This window comes from Gammaproteobacteria bacterium (assembly GCA_019911805.1).
Taxonomy (GTDB): Bacteria; Pseudomonadota; Gammaproteobacteria; order Thiohalobacterales; family Thiohalobacteraceae; genus JAHJQQ01.
Window position 1 is genome coordinate 99,407 of record JAIOJV010000048.1, and the last position, 17,790, is coordinate 117,196.

24 protein-coding genes and 1 tRNA gene are annotated in these 17,790 nt (G+C 62.6%); 12 read left to right on the forward strand and 13 right to left on the reverse strand.

The features are described 5' to 3' along the window. Window positions 1-6 precede the first annotated feature (6 nt). The 4 genes from tusC to dsrA form a co-directional block, all read right to left on the reverse strand. Window positions 7-396, reverse strand: coding sequence for a sulfurtransferase complex subunit TusC (gene tusC, locus K8I04_04955; protein ID MBZ0071058.1), 390 nt, complete (start codon window positions 394-396; stop codon window positions 7-9). A gap of 15 nt (window positions 397-411) precedes the next feature. Then, the gene (gene tusD / locus K8I04_04960; GenBank protein MBZ0071059.1) at window positions 412-804 is read right to left on the reverse strand and encodes a sulfurtransferase complex subunit TusD; all 393 of its coding nucleotides are present in this window, start codon (window positions 802-804) and stop codon (window positions 412-414) included. Window positions 805-951: 147 nt separating this feature from the next. Further along, entirely contained in the window at window positions 952-2,028 is a 1,077-nt protein-coding gene (gene dsrB / locus K8I04_04965) for a dissimilatory-type sulfite reductase subunit beta (GenBank protein ID MBZ0071060.1), read from the reverse strand. 108 nt (window positions 2,029-2,136) lie between these two features. Further along, window positions 2,137-3,399 (reverse strand): dissimilatory-type sulfite reductase subunit alpha, encoded by a 1,263-nt coding sequence (dsrA, locus tag K8I04_04970; protein ID MBZ0071061.1) that lies wholly within the window; start codon window positions 3,397-3,399, stop codon window positions 2,137-2,139. Window positions 3,400-3,871: 472 nt separating this feature from the next. Between dsrA and K8I04_04975 the strand changes: the two genes are divergently transcribed. The 5 genes from K8I04_04975 to K8I04_04995 all read left to right on the forward strand — a co-directional run bounded on the left by K8I04_04975 (window position 3,872) and on the right by K8I04_04995 (window position 6,511). Beyond that, the gene (locus K8I04_04975) at window positions 3,872-4,816 is read left to right on the forward strand and encodes a TauD/TfdA family dioxygenase (protein ID MBZ0071062.1); all 945 of its coding nucleotides are present in this window, start codon (window positions 3,872-3,874) and stop codon (window positions 4,814-4,816) included. Between the two features lie 29 nt (window positions 4,817-4,845). Next, the gene (locus K8I04_04980; protein ID MBZ0071063.1) at window positions 4,846-5,037 is read left to right on the forward strand and encodes a sulfur relay protein DsrC; all 192 of its coding nucleotides are present in this window, start codon (window positions 4,846-4,848) and stop codon (window positions 5,035-5,037) included. Between the two features lie 30 nt (window positions 5,038-5,067). Continuing rightward, complete coding sequence (cas6, locus tag K8I04_04985) at window positions 5,068-5,754, forward strand: type I-MYXAN CRISPR-associated protein Cas6/Cmx6 (GenBank protein MBZ0071064.1); 687 nt, start codon at window positions 5,068-5,070, stop codon at window positions 5,752-5,754. Between the two features lie 81 nt (window positions 5,755-5,835). Next, window positions 5,836-6,174, forward strand: coding sequence for a TusE/DsrC/DsvC family sulfur relay protein (locus tag K8I04_04990; GenBank protein ID MBZ0071065.1), 339 nt, complete (start codon window positions 5,836-5,838; stop codon window positions 6,172-6,174). 133 nt (window positions 6,175-6,307) lie between these two features. Further along, the gene (locus K8I04_04995; GenBank protein MBZ0071066.1) at window positions 6,308-6,511 is read left to right on the forward strand and encodes a hypothetical protein; all 204 of its coding nucleotides are present in this window, start codon (window positions 6,308-6,310) and stop codon (window positions 6,509-6,511) included. A 150-nt stretch (window positions 6,512-6,661) separates the two neighbouring features. On the opposite strand, the gene K8I04_05000 is transcribed toward K8I04_04995, so the two are convergent. After that, window positions 6,662-7,336, reverse strand: coding sequence for a Fe2+-dependent dioxygenase (locus K8I04_05000; protein MBZ0071067.1), 675 nt, complete (start codon window positions 7,334-7,336; stop codon window positions 6,662-6,664). Between the two features lie 105 nt (window positions 7,337-7,441). Here K8I04_05000 and K8I04_05005 point away from each other — a divergent pair, with 105 nt between their 5' ends. Beyond that, window positions 7,442-7,768 (forward strand): hypothetical protein, encoded by a 327-nt coding sequence (locus tag K8I04_05005; GenBank protein MBZ0071068.1) that lies wholly within the window; start codon window positions 7,442-7,444, stop codon window positions 7,766-7,768. 17 nt (window positions 7,769-7,785) lie between these two features. Further along, window positions 7,786-8,148, forward strand: coding sequence for a hypothetical protein (locus tag K8I04_05010; protein ID MBZ0071069.1), 363 nt, complete (start codon window positions 7,786-7,788; stop codon window positions 8,146-8,148). Window positions 8,149-8,172: 24 nt separating this feature from the next. Here the strand turns inward: K8I04_05010 and K8I04_05015 are convergent, their stop codons facing one another. From K8I04_05015 to K8I04_05025, 3 genes are read right to left on the reverse strand one after another with little or no spacing between them, the layout of a single operon-like run. After that, window positions 8,173-8,619 (reverse strand): GNAT family N-acetyltransferase, encoded by a 447-nt coding sequence (locus K8I04_05015; GenBank protein MBZ0071070.1) that lies wholly within the window; start codon window positions 8,617-8,619, stop codon window positions 8,173-8,175. Window positions 8,620-8,644: 25 nt separating this feature from the next. Beyond that, on the reverse strand, window positions 8,645-9,253 hold the full coding sequence (locus K8I04_05020) for a 2OG-Fe(II) oxygenase (GenBank protein MBZ0071071.1): 609 nt from the start codon (window positions 9,251-9,253) through the stop codon (window positions 8,645-8,647). Window positions 9,254-9,301: 48 nt separating this feature from the next. After that, a complete protein-coding gene (locus tag K8I04_05025) occupies window positions 9,302-10,363 on the reverse strand; it encodes a hypothetical protein (GenBank protein MBZ0071072.1) in 1,062 nt (353 codons plus the stop codon). A 181-nt stretch (window positions 10,364-10,544) separates the two neighbouring features. Here K8I04_05025 and K8I04_05030 point away from each other — a divergent pair, with 181 nt between their 5' ends. Next, complete coding sequence (locus K8I04_05030) at window positions 10,545-11,108, forward strand: hypothetical protein (protein ID MBZ0071073.1); 564 nt, start codon at window positions 10,545-10,547, stop codon at window positions 11,106-11,108. Window positions 11,109-11,176: 68 nt separating this feature from the next. Here the strand turns inward: K8I04_05030 and K8I04_05035 are convergent, their stop codons facing one another. Next, the gene (locus K8I04_05035; GenBank protein MBZ0071074.1) at window positions 11,177-11,374 is read right to left on the reverse strand and encodes a hypothetical protein; all 198 of its coding nucleotides are present in this window, start codon (window positions 11,372-11,374) and stop codon (window positions 11,177-11,179) included. Between the two features lie 445 nt (window positions 11,375-11,819). Between K8I04_05035 and K8I04_05040 the strand changes: the two genes are divergently transcribed. From K8I04_05040 to K8I04_05050, 3 genes are read left to right on the forward strand one after another with little or no spacing between them, the layout of a single operon-like run. Continuing rightward, a complete protein-coding gene (locus K8I04_05040) occupies window positions 11,820-12,260 on the forward strand; it encodes a sel1 repeat family protein (protein ID MBZ0071075.1) in 441 nt (146 codons plus the stop codon). Between the two features lie 23 nt (window positions 12,261-12,283). Further along, window positions 12,284-13,411 carry a sulfur reduction protein DsrS gene (locus tag K8I04_05045; GenBank protein MBZ0071076.1) on the forward strand — a complete coding sequence of 376 codons (1,128 nt, stop codon included), beginning with the start codon at window positions 12,284-12,286 and terminating at the stop codon, window positions 13,409-13,411. 7 nt (window positions 13,412-13,418) lie between these two features. Further along, window positions 13,419-13,961 (forward strand): hypothetical protein, encoded by a 543-nt coding sequence (locus K8I04_05050; GenBank protein ID MBZ0071077.1) that lies wholly within the window; start codon window positions 13,419-13,421, stop codon window positions 13,959-13,961. Between the two features lie 13 nt (window positions 13,962-13,974). Here the strand turns inward: K8I04_05050 and K8I04_05055 are convergent, their stop codons facing one another. Further along, window positions 13,975-14,163: a hypothetical protein gene (locus tag K8I04_05055; protein ID MBZ0071078.1), complete on the reverse strand. Its 189-nt coding sequence runs from the start codon at window positions 14,161-14,163 to the stop codon at window positions 13,975-13,977. 82 nt (window positions 14,164-14,245) lie between these two features. Next, complete coding sequence (locus tag K8I04_05060; GenBank protein ID MBZ0071079.1) at window positions 14,246-14,920, reverse strand: Bax inhibitor-1/YccA family protein; 675 nt, start codon at window positions 14,918-14,920, stop codon at window positions 14,246-14,248. Window positions 14,921-15,128: 208 nt separating this feature from the next. Here K8I04_05060 and K8I04_05065 point away from each other — a divergent pair. Next, a tRNA-Ser gene (locus K8I04_05065) sits at window positions 15,129-15,216 on the forward strand. Window positions 15,217-15,383: 167 nt separating this feature from the next. On the opposite strand, the gene K8I04_05070 is transcribed toward K8I04_05065, so the two are convergent. Further along, entirely contained in the window at window positions 15,384-16,613 is a 1,230-nt protein-coding gene (locus K8I04_05070) for an HlyD family efflux transporter periplasmic adaptor subunit (GenBank protein ID MBZ0071080.1), read from the reverse strand. Between the two features lie 4 nt (window positions 16,614-16,617). Then, window positions 16,618-17,790 (reverse strand): FtsX-like permease family protein (locus K8I04_05075; GenBank protein ID MBZ0071081.1); only part of this gene is annotated, 1,173 nt, incomplete at its 5' end.

Consider the following 17,790-nt stretch of genomic DNA (forward strand, 5'->3'; position numbering starts at 1 on the left):
TCCGGATCAGAAGCTCATGATGACGTCCTGTTCTTCCATGATGGAAGCCAGGGCATCTTTATCCAAAACCTCGACCGGGACGATCAGATCATCGGCAGTCAGGCCGCGTGATTCCAGAGATTCTTTTGCCACATACAGCTTCTCGATATCGTAGCCCTCGAGCGCGCGATAGGTCGGCGAGAAGTTTTTCATGCCGATGCCCTTGGTATCCTGCCCCTTCTTGAGCTGGTAGACACCGTCATCCATGAATACCAGGCTGACGTCCTGATCGAACGCCGCGGCAATCAACACCACTTCCAGGGACTCCAGCGCGTAGATGCTCCCGTAAGGTGCCTTGCGGTTCAGATACATGAATTTCTTGACGGGACCTTCGTCTTCTTCCCACGGTTCTGCCATGTCTATAGCCTTCTGTCAGTCACCAAATACAACCAGGCGTTCTGCCTGGATCCCAGCTTCGACCAACTGGCCGAGGCCGGAGATACGAAAGCCGGGAGCGATATTATCGCCATCCTTGCCCTGGCGCTTGGCCTCGTTCTCGTCGAGGATGCCACGGCGCTGGGCGGCTGCGATGCACACCACCAGGTCCATGCTGTGCTCTGCAGCCAGCTTGGTCCATTCAGCAGTGATATTGCGATCGTCCTGCGGCGGCACGGCGAGACGCGTGCCGTTGTTCACCCCGTCGTGATAGAAGAACACGCGGAAGATCTCATGTCCCTTTTCCACAGCGGCCCTGACAAACTGCAGGGCACTGTCGGAAGCCTGATGCTGGTAAGGCCCTTCGTTAACCAATACTGCTAGTTTCATAGCGCGACTGTCCTTAAAAACAGTGTGTGTCAGAAAGCATTATGTTGCTCGGGTTGTGTTGCGGCCGGATTCTCCGGCCGCAACTCCCACCCCTAACATCGAATACTACTGTGTTCCCACGTCTGTCGCCTTGATCTAGATCTAGTGTCAGAAGCGGATATGCGTCGACGCATTGAGGCTGTTACGAGCCCCCGTCCAGTTGTCGATGTGGTACTTGGTGAACGGCAGCCCCGTGACCTCGAAGAAGCGCGGCCAGCCGATGCGCTCGATCCAGTCATTGATGCGCTCCCAATCACGCGCGCCCTCCCGATAGGCCTTCAAGATCTGCTTGACGATGGCAGTCGCTTCCGGCCAGCGCGGCGGATTGTTGGGGATGCCAGCGGCCACCAGCTTCTGGAAGGTCGGCTTACCACGCGCATTGGAGTGATTGCCGCCGACCCAGACGGCCAGCTTGGTGTGCTCGGCGTCGTTGATCTGCATCGGTGGACAGGGCGGATAGCAGGCGCCGCAGCAGATGCATTTCTTTTCGTCCACTTCCAGCGATGCCTTGCCATTGACCAGGGCCGGACGAATCGCGGCGACGGGGCAACGGGCGACGACGGAGGGGCGTTCGCAGACGTTGGACACCAGGTCGTGATTGATCTTCGGTGGCTTGGTGTGCTGTATGTTGATCGCAATATCACCCTGGCCGCCGCAGTTGATCTGGCAGCAGGATGTGGTGATGTGTACGCGATTCGGCATACGGCAGTTGCGGAAGTCGTCGATCAACTCATCCATCATGGCCTTGACGACGCCCGAGGCGTCGGTGCCCGGGATGTCGCAGTGCAACCAGCCCTGGGTGTGGGACATGCTGGAAATGGAGTTGGCGGTACCGCCGACAACGAAGCCAGCTTCCTCCAGGGCCTGGATCAGCGGTTCGACCTTGGCCTCATCGGCCACCATATATTCAATGTTCGAGCGCAGGGTGAAGCGGACATACCCCTCGCCGTAGGTGTCGCCGATCTCACACAGCTTGCGCAGCGTGAAGATATCGAGGATGCGCTGGGTCCCGGCCTTGACGGTCCAGATCTTGTCGGCACTGTGGGCGACGTGGAGCAACACGCCAGGGCGCGGATGCTCATGGTACTTCCAGTTGCCGTAGTTTTTGATCATTACCGGATGCATGTACTGAAACCCATCGGGGCATCCGGATTCGATTGGCGGACGCATATCTGCTAATGCCATGGTCGTCTCCTGAATTCTGTATCACAATTCTTTGATCGGTGGGGGGCGACCCTGCAGGTCGCCCCTCGGCCTGTGCCGTGTGGATCACGAGAGATCCGTATCGGGCTGTCAGGCGCTGGCACGCTTCTCTTCCTGCTTGCGCGCGAACCACTTCTCGGCTTCCTCGTCCCAGCCGTCCATACGGACGTAGGAGCTCTGGCGCGGGTTGTTGACCATGTTCGGATCAACATCGACGCCGATGCCTTCGAGGAAATTCACAAGACCGATACGCTCGATCATCTCGCCGCAGCGCTCATGCTCCAGCCCGTTCTCGGCCCAGAAGTCGATGATGTTCTCGCCCAACTCGACGATGCGGTCGTAATCCTCTTCGGTCTCCATCTTCATGAAGGGGATCACCACAGTACCCATCAGATCACCGATCTTCAGGGTGCGCTTGCCACCGACCAGGATGGTCACGCCCTTGTCATCGCCGGGGCTCAGGGCCTTGGGCATGACGTTGAGGCAGTGCATGCAGCGAACACAATTGCGGTCATCGACGGTCAGGGTATCGTCGGCGTTCAGTGTCAGCGCCTGGGTCGGGCAACGCGAGGTGACGTTGTCGATGACGTACTGACGGCCCTTCAGGGCGACGAAGGCCTTTACTTCGGTCTGGTCGACCTTCATGTCGTCGCGCCAGGTGCCGATGATCGCGAAGTCGGAACGCTCGATGGCATTCTGACAGTCGTTCGGGCAGCCCGAGACCTTGAACTTGAACTTGTAGGGCAACGCCGGACGGTGCACATCATCGGTAAAGCGGTTCAACAGGCGGCGATGGATGTGATGTTCCGAGCAGCAACTCTGTTCGCAGCGGGCGGCACCGACGCAGGACATGCCGGTACGCACGCACGGACCTGCACCACCCAGATCCCAGCCGTATTCATTGATCTCGTCGAAGAAGTGCTGGGTGCCTTGGGTATCGGTACCGATGAACATGATGTTGCCGGTCTGACCGTGGAAGGTCACCAGGCCGGAGCCGTGCTTCTCCCAGCTGTCACCCAGCTTGCGGAGCATGTCGGTGGTGTAGAAGTTGCCGGCGGGCGGCTGGACGCGGAGGGTATGGAACTCCTTGGTTTCGGGGAAGGCGGTGGCGACTTCGGAGAAGCGGGGAATGATACCGCCGCCGTAGCCGAACACGGACACCGTGCCACCCTTCCAATAGCCCTTGCGCGTTTCGTACGAGTGCTCCAGCTGACCCAGCAGTGAGTTGGCCATACCGCGAATGCGCTCGTTGTCGTGCTGATCTCGTAACCGCTTGATGCCCGATACGAAGCTCGGCCAGGGGCCGTTTTCCAGTTCGTCGAGCATCGGAGTTTCATGGTGTTTGTTAGCCATGGCAGTCTCCTCAGGATTTTGTGATGGCAGGTTGTGCGATGAGATGAGCGGATCAGCCTTCCCGGCTGGCCCAGAACATCCCTGGTTAATCTTAACGCTATTTCCGACTGTAAAACCCTACATGGACAGCCTGTACCCAGGAAATACTAAACTATATCGAGGTTAATACCCCCAGGTACCTGTGCGAAGCAGTCTAGGGCTGTGGTCGCGGAGAAAATACCCTACCCATGGGGTGTTTCGCGGCTGGCAGCCTATCCCAAAAGAGGTAACCGGGCAATCGAACCATCTCCACGCCCGCGGTGACGGATTTCTGTCTGTTGCATACCCCGTCAGGTAATTAAGTGCTCACTTATATGCTTACGTGACCTTCCAGAATGGAATTACCCCGGAAACCCTGGAATATCTGGCCGAAGCAGTCTGTATCGTACACTATGCGCATCGCCGCCGTTTGACCAAGGTGACCGCACCGTTAATGAATACTCTCGATCCCTGCCCATTCCAACCTGACAGCACACGCGCCTATCGGGAATGGCGTGCGCGCAAGCTGGATGCGTATCCGTCGAGCGTTGCGGAACTGATGGTGCCGATCGGCGAGCTCGCGGCGCCATCGGCGGAGGAGTGTGCGGCGGTCGTGGCGGCCTGCCGACGCGCCAATCTGGCGGTGGTGACGACACGGCCGGGGGGGGTCGACAAAGCGGCTGTCCGCGACTTTGGCCGCTATTTCGGCCTCCACGCACTGGATGCCAATCTGCACGCCGACCCTGACGGGATCAGCGCCCTGCACGTCGCAGAGGCCGGTGAGCGACGCGACTACATCCCTTATACCAATCGGGCATTGAACTGGCACACCGACGGCTACTACAACGAACCGGGCCAATGGGTGCACGCCTTCATTATCTTCTGCGCCCAGGACGCGGCCGAGGGCGGCGAGAATCAACTGCTGGATCACGAGATCGCCTACATACTATTGCGTGATGCCGATCCCCGTCTGATCGAAGCGCTGATGCACCCGCGCGCCCTGACCATACCGGCCAACATCGAGCAGGGTGTGGAGATTCGAGGTGAGGAGACCGGCCCGGTGTTTTCGGTTGATTCCAAACGTGGCAGCCTCCATATGCGTTACAGTGCGCGGACCCGCAACGTCCGCTGGCGCGACGATCCGATGACACGGGCCGCCAGGGAATTTCTGGTGAATCTGTGGGAAAACGGCAGTGCGCATGCCTACCACCATCGGCTGATGCCAGGGCAGGGCATCATTTGCAATAATGTGTTGCATAGCCGTACGGCGTTTTGCGACGATCCCGCCAACGGTCGGACACGACTGATGTACCGCGCGCGCTATTACGACCGCATCGCCGGCACCGAGACCACCCGGGGCTGTGCGGGTCTTTCAATGAACGCCCCAATGACCGTATGACGCGGTATTGACCCGGAGGCAGACAGAGCATGCTGTGGTTGAGTGAGATTCTTTTGCAGGAACACGACATGACGTCATTCAAACAGTTGGTCGAGGCGGTCAAGGTTCGCGCCCACAACGGTGAGATGTTCTTCCGGATCGACGTGAAACCGCCGTTCCAGGACACCCCGGGAGACTGGGAGGATCGCCTGGAAGCGGCTTTTTCCTCGGCGTCGCGCTAGCCGCACGCCCGGGAGGTGAGGTAAACAGCCATGTTCTGGCAAGAGGAAAAAGAGACGATACCGGCCTTCGTTGTGCCGGACGACATCGTCGACCTGAGTTTCGCGCTGGGCTGCAAGTGCCTGCCGATGGATCATGCCTATGCGCTGTCCGAGGCCTTGCAGCGGGCGCTGCCCTGGCTGGCGGAGGAGGCCGACGTGGGGTTGCACCTGATTCACGGTGCCGAATCCGGCAATGGCTGGTACCGTCCCGAGGAGACGGAAGACGCCATCATCTACCTGTCGCGGCGCACCCGCATGAGTCTGCGCCTGTCGAAGGAACGTATCGACGCGGCCGCCGCACTCCAGGGGACCGTGCTGGATATCGCCGGTCACCCGCTCGAGATCGGCGCCCCCACGGTGAGGAAGCTCTGTTCGCTGCCCACGCTGTTCGCCCGCCATGTGATCGCCGATGCCGACCTCAGCGAGCCGGCCTTCCTGGAGCAGGCCGCGGCCGAACTCCGCAACCTCGACATCCGGGTCACCAAGCTGATGTGCGGTATGAGCCATACGCTGCGCGGCCCCGACGGCGTCACGCACACCCGCAGTGTGATGGTTGCGGACCTCGACCCCGAACAATCGGTGCGCCTGCAGCAGAGCGGTATCGGTCCGGGGCGCAAGATCGGCTGCGGGCTGTTTATTCCTCACAAGGGTATTAAACCGGTGAGAGAAACACAGTAAAATTGCCGCTCTCGAGGTCGGGCAGGTGCCCATTGAATTATTGAATCTTCATTAGTACATCGCTACAACTAGGGGAAAACAATGGCAATTGAGTTCGACGGGAAATCCATTGAAACCACGGAAACTGGCTTCCTGTGTAATACGGACGATTGGGAGGAGGGGTTGGCCCACGTGATCGCGAAGGAAGAACAGATCGAGCTGACACCGAAGCATTGGGATGTCATCAACTATCTGCGCGAGGCCTATTTCGAAGAGAGTGGCCACCAGCCCAATAACCGCGAGCTGGTCAAGGAGATGGGCAACCGTTGGTCGGCCAAGATCCAGAGCAAGGACCTCTTCGATCTCTTTCCGGGCAACCCCAGCAAGCAGGCGGGGCGCATCGCGGGCCTGCCGGAGAGCATGCGCAAGGGCGGCTATTGATCCCGGTTCACGGGTGCTGCCCGATAGGGATATAGCCTCGCCCGGGCAGGGGCACTATAGTGCTGCCAGCCCGCGCGGGAGCGTTTCATAGTGAATACCAGAGGCACGGCTGATTGTGCCGGAGGCGAGAAAGATGAGCGAAAAATCCAAGTTGATCAAAGAAATGATTGAGCTGCAGAAAAAATTCACGGCCTATGAGCAGGCGCAGGGCGTGACGCAGGAAGAATACTACGCGCCGGAATCCGGCCATCTGCTCGATGGTTATCGTCAGCAGTATCAGAAATTGGCGGATAAGGTGATCGACATCGCCCATGCCGAGAAGGGTTCGCAGCGCTGAGTAACCCGCTTGCGTACTGAAAAAGGCCGCGTGAGCGGCCTTTTTCGTGTGTGTCCCGCGGCGTCCGGTCCCACTGAGCCTTACGGATTCGCGGTACGCTCCCCGTGCCACGCGATCGGATAACGCTCAACAGGCTGTGCATGCCGCCGTTCAGACGTCCGCCCACATGCGCACCAGGTTTGCATAGCTGTTGCTGATCCAGGCGGTCTCCTGCGCCTCGGGCTGCGTAATCAGTAATGCCTCGCGCGCCTGCCAGAGCTGATACAGCAGCTCACGCTGACCCGGGTCGCGCACCATGCTCTGCGCCCAGGTCACTGCCACCAGGCGTTCGCCGCGGGTAACGGCATCGATGCGATGCAGGCTCGACGACGGATACAGGACGGCGTCGCCGGCGGCGAGTTTTATCGGCTGCGCGCCATAGCTGCTGCAGATCACCAGCTCACCGCCGTCGTAATCGGCAGCATCGTTGAGGAATATCGTCGTCGATACGTCGGAGCGGTATTGTTCACCCGCCGGCCCCATGACGGGATCGTCGATGTGATCACCGTACTGCATACCCTCGCTATAGCGCGCGTAATAGGGTGAGGCGATGCGCCGCGGCAGCACCGCCTTCTGATACAGGGGATGGCGGACCAGGCAGCCCATGACGATGTTGTTCAGCGCCGCGTACAGCTCGGCCTCCTGGACCAACTCTTCGTTCTGTTTGACCCGCTGCGCCTCCAGGCCGGCGGATAGTTTGCCATCCCTGAAGCTGCCGCGCGCGAGCAGCGTGCGGACGCGCTGTAGTTGTGGTTCAGGAATGACCTTCGAAATCGTCAGCAACATCGATGTTTCCCCTGGCTTCACGGCTGCGGGTAAAATAGCCGGACGGCGCCGCGGTGTCGATGTATCCGCGCCCGGCCGCACACACACGAGGGAGACACCCGGAAGATGAAACTGAACGTGATGATCGATGATCAGACCTACCCGATCGAGGTGCCGCCCGCCATCGTCGCGGAGGCGGAGGATTTCTTCGCCACGCTCGACCGCGATATGGACAAGGGCTACCAGATGAGCCGGGTCTGGGTCGACAATCCCGATCGGATGCAGCGCTGCCAGATCGTCGCCGACCGCATCCTGGACGCCCTCCATCGCGAGAACGAACAGCTCGGCGTCATGATGGCCGCGTACATCCTCGCGCGCATGCCGGGCGTGACGGAAGTGTACCTGAGCACCGAAGGTGACATGCTCGAACACGAGCTCGTCATCGGCCGCTGAGTCCCGGGGGATGCCGCATGGCCGATCTCTTCAGCATGACGGTGCCGCTGCTGATCCGCACACCGGCCGGCACCCGCCACATCATGATCGAGTATTTTCCCCTGGTCGAAGAGAGCGGCCTGGTCTATTTCGAGCCCTACTGGCATCTGCAACGCCCCGCCTCCCAGGCGATCCATCGCATCGTCGGCGAGGTCCGCGGCGATGGTCCGTGGAAGGTCGGCGACCACGTCGTGACGGTGCTCGGCTGCCACGGGACCGATCCTCAGCTGGCGAATACGTTCTCCGACTGGCAGTCGTATCTGCAGACGGGGGCGCCCGGCTACCCTGAACGGGGTGCGATCCTGGCGCTGGCCGCAGCGCGCGGTGCGCGTATCGTCTGACAGTAGTCGCGGCAGCGAGATGCCTCAGGCCAGGCGCTTGCGCATCTCGTGGTGGGGCAGGGTGCCGAACAGTGTATGCGCCGGTGCGATCACCTCGTAGCCGAGCCGCATATAGAAACCGATACAACTCTCCCGCGCATGCAGCAGGATGGTTCGGGCACCGAGGTGCGCGGCCTGTCCCTCCAGCGCGCGCGTCAGGGCACGGCCGATGCCCTGGTGCTGAAATCCGGGGTCCACCGCCATATAGCGGATCTGCACCGTGCCGCTGCCGACACGGTGCAGGCGTGCGACCCCGACCGGGATACGCCCGCTGCGACAGGCCATGCGATGCCAGCTGTGCGCGTCCTGCGCGTCGCGCTCGCTGCCGCGCGGCTGCTGCCAGGGTGCGCGCAGCACGCGCCAGCGCAGATCGAAATAGCGATCGAAATCCTCTGCGGACGCGGGGCTGAGGATCTGTACGGGGGCGTTCATGATCGCCGTCGCGCCGCGGGTGTGCTCAGGCGAACACGACCCAGGTCGTGGCGAGGTACTTCACACCGTGCTCGAGCGTCACGCCGCGGTGCTCATGGGTCCAGAAGGGTGGAAACAGCAACAGCTTGCCTTCCTCCGGCTTGACCTTGACGCCCTGATAGAGGAATTCGGTCTCGCCCCCCGGCCCGTCGACGTCGTTCAGATACCAGATGGCGACCAGTTGCCGCTGGCTGAATTCATGGCTGCCGCCATCGATGTGCCAGTGGTAGTACTCACCGGGGAGAGTCCGCTGGACCGCATACCCCATGTCCTTGAAGGGCCCCTTGAAGTACGGAAACACCGCACGGAACTCCCGTAGCGCGAGGCCGAGCGAGCGGAACAGACGGGTGTCCACATCCTGCCAGTGCGGCTTGCCGCTGACGACCAGATCCGTCGAGCGCTTGATCCCGGTGTCCTCGTAGACCTGCTGACCGATACGCCCCTGATACTGCTCTTCCTGATGCAGCTCGAAGCGCTGGATGATATCGCGGCAGAGGGTAGCCGGCAGCGCGCCGCGCTGTTCGAAGATGAAACTGTGCGGTGTGATTTCCCGGAGGGTCTGCAGCGCGGCATACGCGGGGTGACTTGCGGTCATGGCTGAGGGAACCTGCGGCAGCGGAGCGAAGGTGGCTCCGCCATTGTCTTACAGAGGGTTGCGGTCGATCAAGGCTTGCAGGCTGGTGTCATCGGCGCCGCCCTGGTGGGCGTCGAGCAGTTCGAGGGCGAGTCCCCGCCAGTGTGGCTCGGCACGTGCGACATAGTCCTCGAGTGCCGCGGTGGTCGTGCCTTTCAGCCAGTTCTCATAGGCGCGTGTCAGCGCGGGAGCCAGCGTCTTGCGCACCGGTGTGAGCATGGCAAAGAAGAAATGCAGGGTCGCGGGTTCACCCCGCTGTACCAGCGCCGGCAGCGTCGACAGGCTGTCGGCGAGGTTGTCACGGATCGCACGCAACGCGAATTCGATCTGCGAGCGTGGCATGGCGGCGAGCATTTCTTCCCAGCGCGGACCGAGGATCTGTCCCGCCATGACCTCGCCGACCTCGTGCAGCAGCAGCGTATCGATCTGTGTGGCGGTCATCCGGTCGAGCGCCGCATCGGCGTCGCCTTCGAAGTCGTAGCACTGAATGGCGCGGCCCATGGCGTTGTCGGGCCGGTTCCAGCGCCATTCCTCGATCTTCTCCCAGATCATGCGGCGCAGGGATTCGCGGCGTACGAAGATCGTCTGGTCCAGGGTCATCGCCGGTGGCGCGGCGAGGTCACGCGCATATTCGTCGGCCGATAACAGGATGGTGAAATCGGCCTGTTCCTGCCGCTGTTCGAGGCGGCCGAGGAAAAAATGCGGACGGCCATACTGGCCGAGTCCCGCACTGTAGACCAGGCCTTCGGAATTGAGGATGCGGTTCACGGCGGTGGCATCGAAGGGATCATAGCGGTCGCCGTTGATGGGCAGATCCGCGAACGGTGTATTCTCCAGGGTCTCCCAAAACTGCTCGCGCTCACGCAACCAGGTGCCGACGTCGTCGTTCGGCAGGGGCGTGGAGAAGGTATAACCCTTCTCCCAGCGGAAGTATTCGCGCATTTTCAACAGATAGACGCAAAGGGTATATTCGCCGGCATGCTGGGCGTCGGAGATGTGACAATTCCGCCGCACGGCATCGAGCAGCGGGGCATGGCGGCGGGACAGGATGGGATCGGCCGAGGGCGGCATGGGGATAGGCTGATTCCTTAGCAGGATAGTATACTGTGCGATCCTAGCACGCGGTCGGCTGGGGGAGGAAATTTCCCAGCCCGCAACCGGTGTGTTGTCACGGTGTCACCACAACGGAATTTCGCTCAAGATCGTACGCTAACTATAGACAGCGTAGTTCAGCCAGTATGGGGGATTTGAGGTGCGACTCAAGACGCGTTGGAGCAAAAAGGGCAAGACCCGTTCGATCCAGGAGGTCGCGGGTGCCCTGGGGTTCAATTTATGGCGCATCGGCCAGGCGGCCCTGCTGAACCTGGAGAACGAGGGCTTCCAGACCGACACCCAGATGCAGCGCCTGGACGTGATACAGGAGTTCGAGGCCTTTCTCATCCACATGTCGGACCGTATCGCCTACGCCCGTATGGACGACGAGGAGCGGGCGGAGTTCATCACCGCCCTGGCACACAAGGTCGCGGACTACGTGCAGGACAATGCCCGTGATTTCGTCGGCGACGGCGACCACCGGGCGCCGTTCATCGCGCGGCTCAACCAGCGCATGGACGACTATGCCGATTTTGCCGTGGTCGATCAGGAACCCAGCTTTCAGCTGTTGCGCTATTTCGGCGATCGGGTCACCGACGTGTTGGGCGAGCGGCAGCGTAAATGGGTGGGTACTCAGGTGATCGACATCGAGGCGCCGAACGCCATGAAGACCCTCAAACGGGCGCTGAACAGTCTGCTCCCGGAACAGAAGCCGGCGGCCTGACGCACCGAAAGGGCGGACAAAAAAGGCGGGTTATACCCGCCTTTTTTATACAACGACTCGGGCTGTGGCTACTTCTTCACCCAGGCCTCGAAGCCGCTGGCGTCGCGCGCCTTGCCCTTCTCGTAGCCGGCGGTGTAGGCGTCGCTGGCACGCTGTTCTTCACGCGGCGGGTTCTGATTGTAGGCGCCGGCCCAGCCCACGATATAATCGCGGTCCACCCCGGCTTTTTCCATCTTGTCGATCGCTTCGTAGTATGGATTACTCATGGTACCTCTCCTTCTCACAAAAGCTTTTTCGTCAGAGTTTACGTCACAAGGCGCCCGCCACTGCGCCCCAGTATAGAGTATAAGGCCTCAACGATCGGCACCCAAGTAGCGCTATCTTATGGTACATACGCCCCTGGTATCGCCCGCCACGCGCACTTCCGTTACCCTGCAGGTATCGGAGCGTCGTCTGTCGTGCTATGCCGGTCGGTGCGGGTTCCATTCCGATCACGGATCGTGCCGGGCAGTATACTGATCAGGCGGACAATACCTGTATATCCCTGTGGGGGTGGGCGGACCGCTGTCGGCCGGGCGTTTAGGCTGCCGCCCATGTGGGATATACACCGACTCAGAAGCCTGAAGTAACATTCTGTTAAGTCAGATAAAACCATTCATGGCGCAGGGTAGGCGGCAGGTGGCCGCCGGGCGCCGGCAGCGGGAGACAGACATGTCCATGTCCGATCAAGACCATATGGATCTCGTCAGCGGGATGTCCGCCTTCGAGGCCAAACACTTCTCGCGTGCCATGCAACTGCTGTCGCCATTCGGCGAGCAGGGCAATGCCGAGGCGCAGCACCGCATGGCCATCATCTACCAGAACGGCCTGGGGATGGCACGCAATGAAGAACTGGCGTTGAAGTGGATGCGGGCCGCCGCCGAGCAGGGCCATGCCCTGGCCCAGCACGGGATGGGCTTCATGTATCTCGAGGGCGAGTGTGTACCCAAGGACGGCGCCGAGGCAGCGCGCTGGTTCAAACTCGCCGCCGACCAGGGTCTCGCCGGCTCGCTGACCACACTCGCCCTGATGTACGAGCAGGGCAACGGCGTCGAGCAGGATCTCGACGAGGCGAAGCGCCTGTACACCCTTGCGGGTTTCGAGGATCGCTGAGGCATGCCGGGAGGGCTGTGAGCATGGATCTGTCGGCTGAAGACGCACTGCGCCTGAACGTGCTTCTGGCCAACGACCTGCATGCCGTGCGTATCGATGAATCGGCCATGGTCGTGCATGGCTACTCGGCGCGCGGCGAATCTGCCGTGCGCCTGAACCCGAATTGCCGCGACGACCCCTACATCAAACGGGTGCGGGAGATGCTGTCCAGCCACGTGCTGGGGTCCCCGGGTGGGTATCCCATCTATCTGCGTCGCTGGACGCGCATGGGCCAGGCTCGCGACGATAGCCTGGAGAAACTCCTGTTGCTCGGCGAACCGGAGGCGGTCGTCGCGGTCGTCCATGCGCGCGGCCTCACCAACGAACTTGCGCGGCGGGCCTGGTGGACGATGCCGACCCCGGACAATGCCCGCAAGATGCTCGCCCGCAGCTGCGTCGCTCAGGACACCATGGGCCCCGTCCTGGCACAGTTCCTGGTCGAGTACCTGCCTTTCGAAGTGGAACCGCAGGCACTGATCGAGAGCGTGCGGCTGGTCTTGCAACCGGGTTTGATCGATGCGGAGGTGCGTACCAGGATCTGGGCCAAGGGCCGCATGAAGAACACCTACTACGTCGGCTTCCTGCTGGCAATCCCGGACGATCTGCCGGAGACGCCAGCACCGCATCCGCTATGGGAGACCGCCGGTCCGGTGTTGCGTGAACTCGCGGCGGCAGGCAACTGTTACGCCGCGCAGCTCGGCCGGATCCTCGATGCGCCCGGGCAGGCCTTCATCGTCACGACCGAAGCGGTGCTGCGCAAGCCGAACGACCAGGACGTGGTCGTCGCGTTGGTGGAGGCGATCCAGGCCTACTTCGCGCAGATTGCCTGTCCCGGGCCGCGGCTGCAGGACATCGATGTAATCATGGCCCAGGCCGAGTCCCGCTGCGCAGGCTGTGAGTGCGACCAGGGTGCGTTACCCACACTCCTCGAGCGCCTGCCGGACCTGCGCCCGCAGGTCCGCGCCATGCTGGCGCTGTCGGCGGTGGGTGAACCCCTGCTGGCACCGGTGTTCGCGCGTACTGATGCCATTGGCTCGGTCATGCGGCGTAAGCTCGAGCCGCTGACGGGACCGTTGCTCGCGGAATTGGCCGTGCTGCGCGGCGGCCACTGAACCGGCGGTGACCCGGCTCTATCTCAACCGGGTCGCGCTCACGCTGGTGGTGCGTGTCGGCGAACAGGTCTTCGCGCGGCATCTGCCCTCGTCTCCACGGGTCGTGGGGGAGACGCTGGCCGAGCAGGTGCGCCGCTACGTCCAGCAGGAACGACTCGGCTACTACCCGGCCCTGGATTATTTCCGTGCGTTGCCGGAGGTTCTCGATCCGTCGCTGCTCGCGGCAGCGGATCACATCACCTGGTTCGCCTGCAACATGGTGCGTGACGAGGTGCGGCGTAAGCTCCGCCCGGTGTTCTCCAACCTGACGTTCGAGTCCATCCAGTCACTGGCCTTCACCCTGCCACCGGTGCGGCCCAACCAACCCAATGCCGGCGCCGATCTGGCGCGACACTACACCCCGGACACCGTCAAGCTGGTGCTGGTGGCGAGTTCCTTTCAAAAGACGGAAATGCCGGAGGCGCTGTCGAAATGGGCCAGCCATCTGGCCTACCGGTGGCTGAAGGAGAGCTTCGAAAGCATCGAAGTCACCAGTGCGCAGGCGCTGTAGGGCGAGGCCTTAGTCAGCCGCGCAGCAGCAGGATCAGCAGCAGAATGAAGCCCACGACGGCGGCGATGGCGAGCGCCGCAGCCTGCCAATCCGAGGTCGAACCCTTGGGGCCGTGCTTGAGCTGATGGCTGGCCGCCGGCCACAGCCGGAACACCATGATGCCGAGCACCACCGCAACGAGGATCTTGAGCCACAGGTCCATGGATGGGAATTATCCGTTGAGGAAAACGCGCGCGGGCCCGGCATTTCTGCAGGGCCCGCGCGGGTCGTCACGGTTGCCGCGATCAGTCATCGCCGCCGGCGAAGACCGACAGCAGGTGCAGCAGGTGGATGAACAGATTGTAGATGTCCAGATAGAGCGCGACGGTGGCACGCAGGTAGTTCGTCTCACCCCCGTTGATGATACGGCTGGTGTCGAACAGGATCAGTGCGCTCATCAGCAGCACCACGACGCCGGAGATGGCCAGCGACAGGGCCGGAATCGCCAGAAACAGGTTGGCGATTATGGCCACCAGGGCGACGATCAGGCCGACGAACAGGAATCCGCCCATGAAACTGAAGTCACGGCGGGTGGTCAGGGCATACCCGGACAGGCCGAGGAAGATGACACCGGTACCACCCAGCGCCGTCGCCACCAGGCGGGGACCGCCGGCGAAGGCCAGATAATGGGTGAGCATCGGACCCAGACCCAGGCCCATCAGGCCGGCGAAGGCGAACACCACGGCGATACCGGCACTGGAGTTCTCGGTGCGCGGCAACACCAGCCACAGCAGGCCGATGGCGCCGAGGGTGGAGATCATGCCCACCGTCGGCGAGACGCCCATGACCATGCCCACACCGGCCGTCAGGGCACTGAACAGCAGGGTCATGGACAGGAGCGCATAGGTATTGCGCAGGACCTTGTTGGTCGAGACGGTGCCGCCCTGTCGAGCAGTCAGCACATGGTCGAATGAATTCATGATCTCAGAAACCTCCGGTTTGAACTGGGTGTCATTGAGGCGATTGGACCACGTCGCCGCAATGGAGTTCAGCATACCATGGCAGCCTGAAACCTCAAACGCGCGAGGCCCGCGCAAGTGCGACAACGCCATGAAAACCATGTATTGTTCGCATCTCCGATGCGGTGGCCGAAGTGGTCGAAAGCAGCGGACTTGAAAACCTGATCCAGGAAGCGTGGCCGAGTGGTTGAAGGCACCGGTCTTGAAAACCGGCAACGGGCAACCGTTCGTGAGTTCGAATCTCACCGCTTCCGCCAATTTGAGTAAAAACCCAGACTTACGATCGGGTCACCCGGCGCGGTTCAGAATGCCTGCAATGGCAGTATTTGCATCGCGCGGGACACAGCCGCCGTGCGGGCACGGTACGCGTTGGCGGCCATCGATGGTACCGGTTGTGGGTGGAATGAGCCTCACCGAATGAGCCTCACCGGGTCTTGCGCTGTGCGACCGCGGCGCCATCGGTGAGCCCCGCGGGGGGATAGAGGATAACCTGGTCTCCGGGTGCCAGCCCTTCCACCACCTGGGCCTCGATACCGTTGTTGCGACCGACCCCGACGTGTTGCAGCCTGGCTTTGCCGTCCCGGACCCGGAAGACCACCCAGTCCTTGCCGTCGCGGAACAGCGCGCTCGACGGGACGATCAGGGCGTTTGCATCTTCCCAGACGACGATACGAGCCTCGACGCGGTAGCCGTGGCCCAGCGTCCGCCGGGCCGCGGGCGGGTCGGCGAACCGGATGATGGTATTGACGCGCTGTTCCTCGACACCGAGGGCGGAGAACTTGGTGAAGCCGAACGGCTCGACGCGATCGACGACGCCGTTCAGGATGCCGGGGCCACCCCAACCCTCGAAGATCACCCGGTCGCCGGGGGATACCCGTACCGCATCGGTGGAGAGCAGTTCCACCACCACCTCGAGGTCGTTCCCGACATTGCCGATCGCCATGATGGCCGTGCCGGCGGGCAGGGTGGTCTCGCTCTCCTGCAGGCGTTGCAGCACCTGTCCGGTCGCCGGGGCATACAGGGGGATGGGTGCCAGCATTCCACCGTCATCGCTGCCGGTGGGTCCCGTGTCGCGAAAGCTGATCAGCGCGGCCCGGGCATTGGCGAGCTCCGCCTGACGCATCGCAATGGTGGCCGTGGCGGTGCCGAGCTGGGCCTCGGTAACACGTGCCGTACGCACGGCGCGGTCCAGGTCCGCCGCGCTCACTGCACCTTCTGCGCGCAACTGACGGTTACGTTGCAGCTCGGTGCGGGCCAGTTCATGGTCGGCACTGGCCTTGTTCAATTCGGCACGCGCCAGCCGCAGGGCGGCCTCGGCGGCAGTGACGCCGGCCTGGGCCTGCGCGCGGCTGCGCAGGTCCAGCGCCGTGGGGTAGCTCGGCAGCATCTGCGCCACGACCGTCTCGCCGCCTACCACGGCGTCGCCCGGCAGTACGTCGACGCGCAGTAATCGTCCGGCGACGGGCGTCGCGAGCACGTAGGCGTCATGCACCCGGGTACGCCCTTCCTCATCGACGGTCAGCGTCATCTGGCCGCGCGTGACCGCACCCATGTCGACCAGTGTCGGGCGCGGCCAGAATGCGAACACCAGGACGGCAGCGAGCACGGCAACCGTGCCCCAGGTGATGATGGTGCGAGATCGTTTCCTGGGCATGCGCTCAGTCTCTCGTCTTGAGGACGGAGACGAGGTCCGCCCGGTCGATGTCGCGTTTGACCAGCCACCCGGAGACGCTGGCCGCGGCCAGGACTGCGAGTGCCGCGACGCCGTAGCTCGCCGGCGCGAACACCGCGGGGATCTGATACAGATCGGTGCTGAACCCGGCGGCGATGCCGAAGGACAGGTAGTAGCCCAGCAACGCACCCAGGGGCAGTGCTGTCAGCGTGACGACCGCCAGTTCACCCAGCAGCACGAAGGCGGCCTCGCCGCGCGTGAAACCGATCACCTGCAGGCTCGCCAGATCGCGGGCGCGTTCGGCGTAGGCGATGCGCGCGGCGTTGTAGACGATGCCGAAGGTGATGATGCCGGCGATGGCCGTCATGATGTAGCGCATGGCACCCGCCCCGGTGTCCATCTGTTTCTGCAGCGAGGCGCGGGCGTCCGCCTTCAGACTCACGCCGGCCACGGTGGGCATGCCCTTGAGCGCACGGTAGATGGTCCCGCCTGCGGCGCTGTCGATGCGCAGATAGGCGCCCGAGATGCGGTTCGGTTCGCGCAGTACCCGGTTCAGCGCCTCCAGTCCCATGAAGGCGGGCGCACCGAGCAAGGTCTCGGCCACCCCCGCCACGGGGATCTCGAGGGTCGGGCGGCGGCCTTCGCGCACCTCGACGGTGAGGATCTCGCCCGGGTGCACATCGAGGATGCCGGCCAGGGCCTGGGCGAGAATGATGCCGCCCTCGCGCAGGTGAATGGTACCTGAATGGCGGTCCACGGCGCGGTACAGATGCGGGTCGCTCACCAGGCCATTGATCACACCAAGGTGACTGTTCAACCGATGGCGCAGCACCACGGGCACGTTGCGCACCGGCTCCACCTCGATCACCCCGGGCAGATTCTGCAGTTCGAAGACGACCTTGTCCGACAAGGCCTCGTTGAAGGTCACGGTCACATCACTGCGGTCGACCACGTTGAAGGTCTGATCGATGGTGCGGTCGAAGCCGGCGAGCATGCCGATCATCGCCACCGACAGCGCCATGCCGGCCGCGATGCCGAGGGTCGCGCCGGCCATGCGCCCCGGCTGGCGGGTCAGGCGGCGCACCACCATGCGGCTGGGCTGGTCGAGCCGCGCCTGCAAGGCGCGGCCGATGCGGCCCGTGCGGCTGTAGTCGGGGGG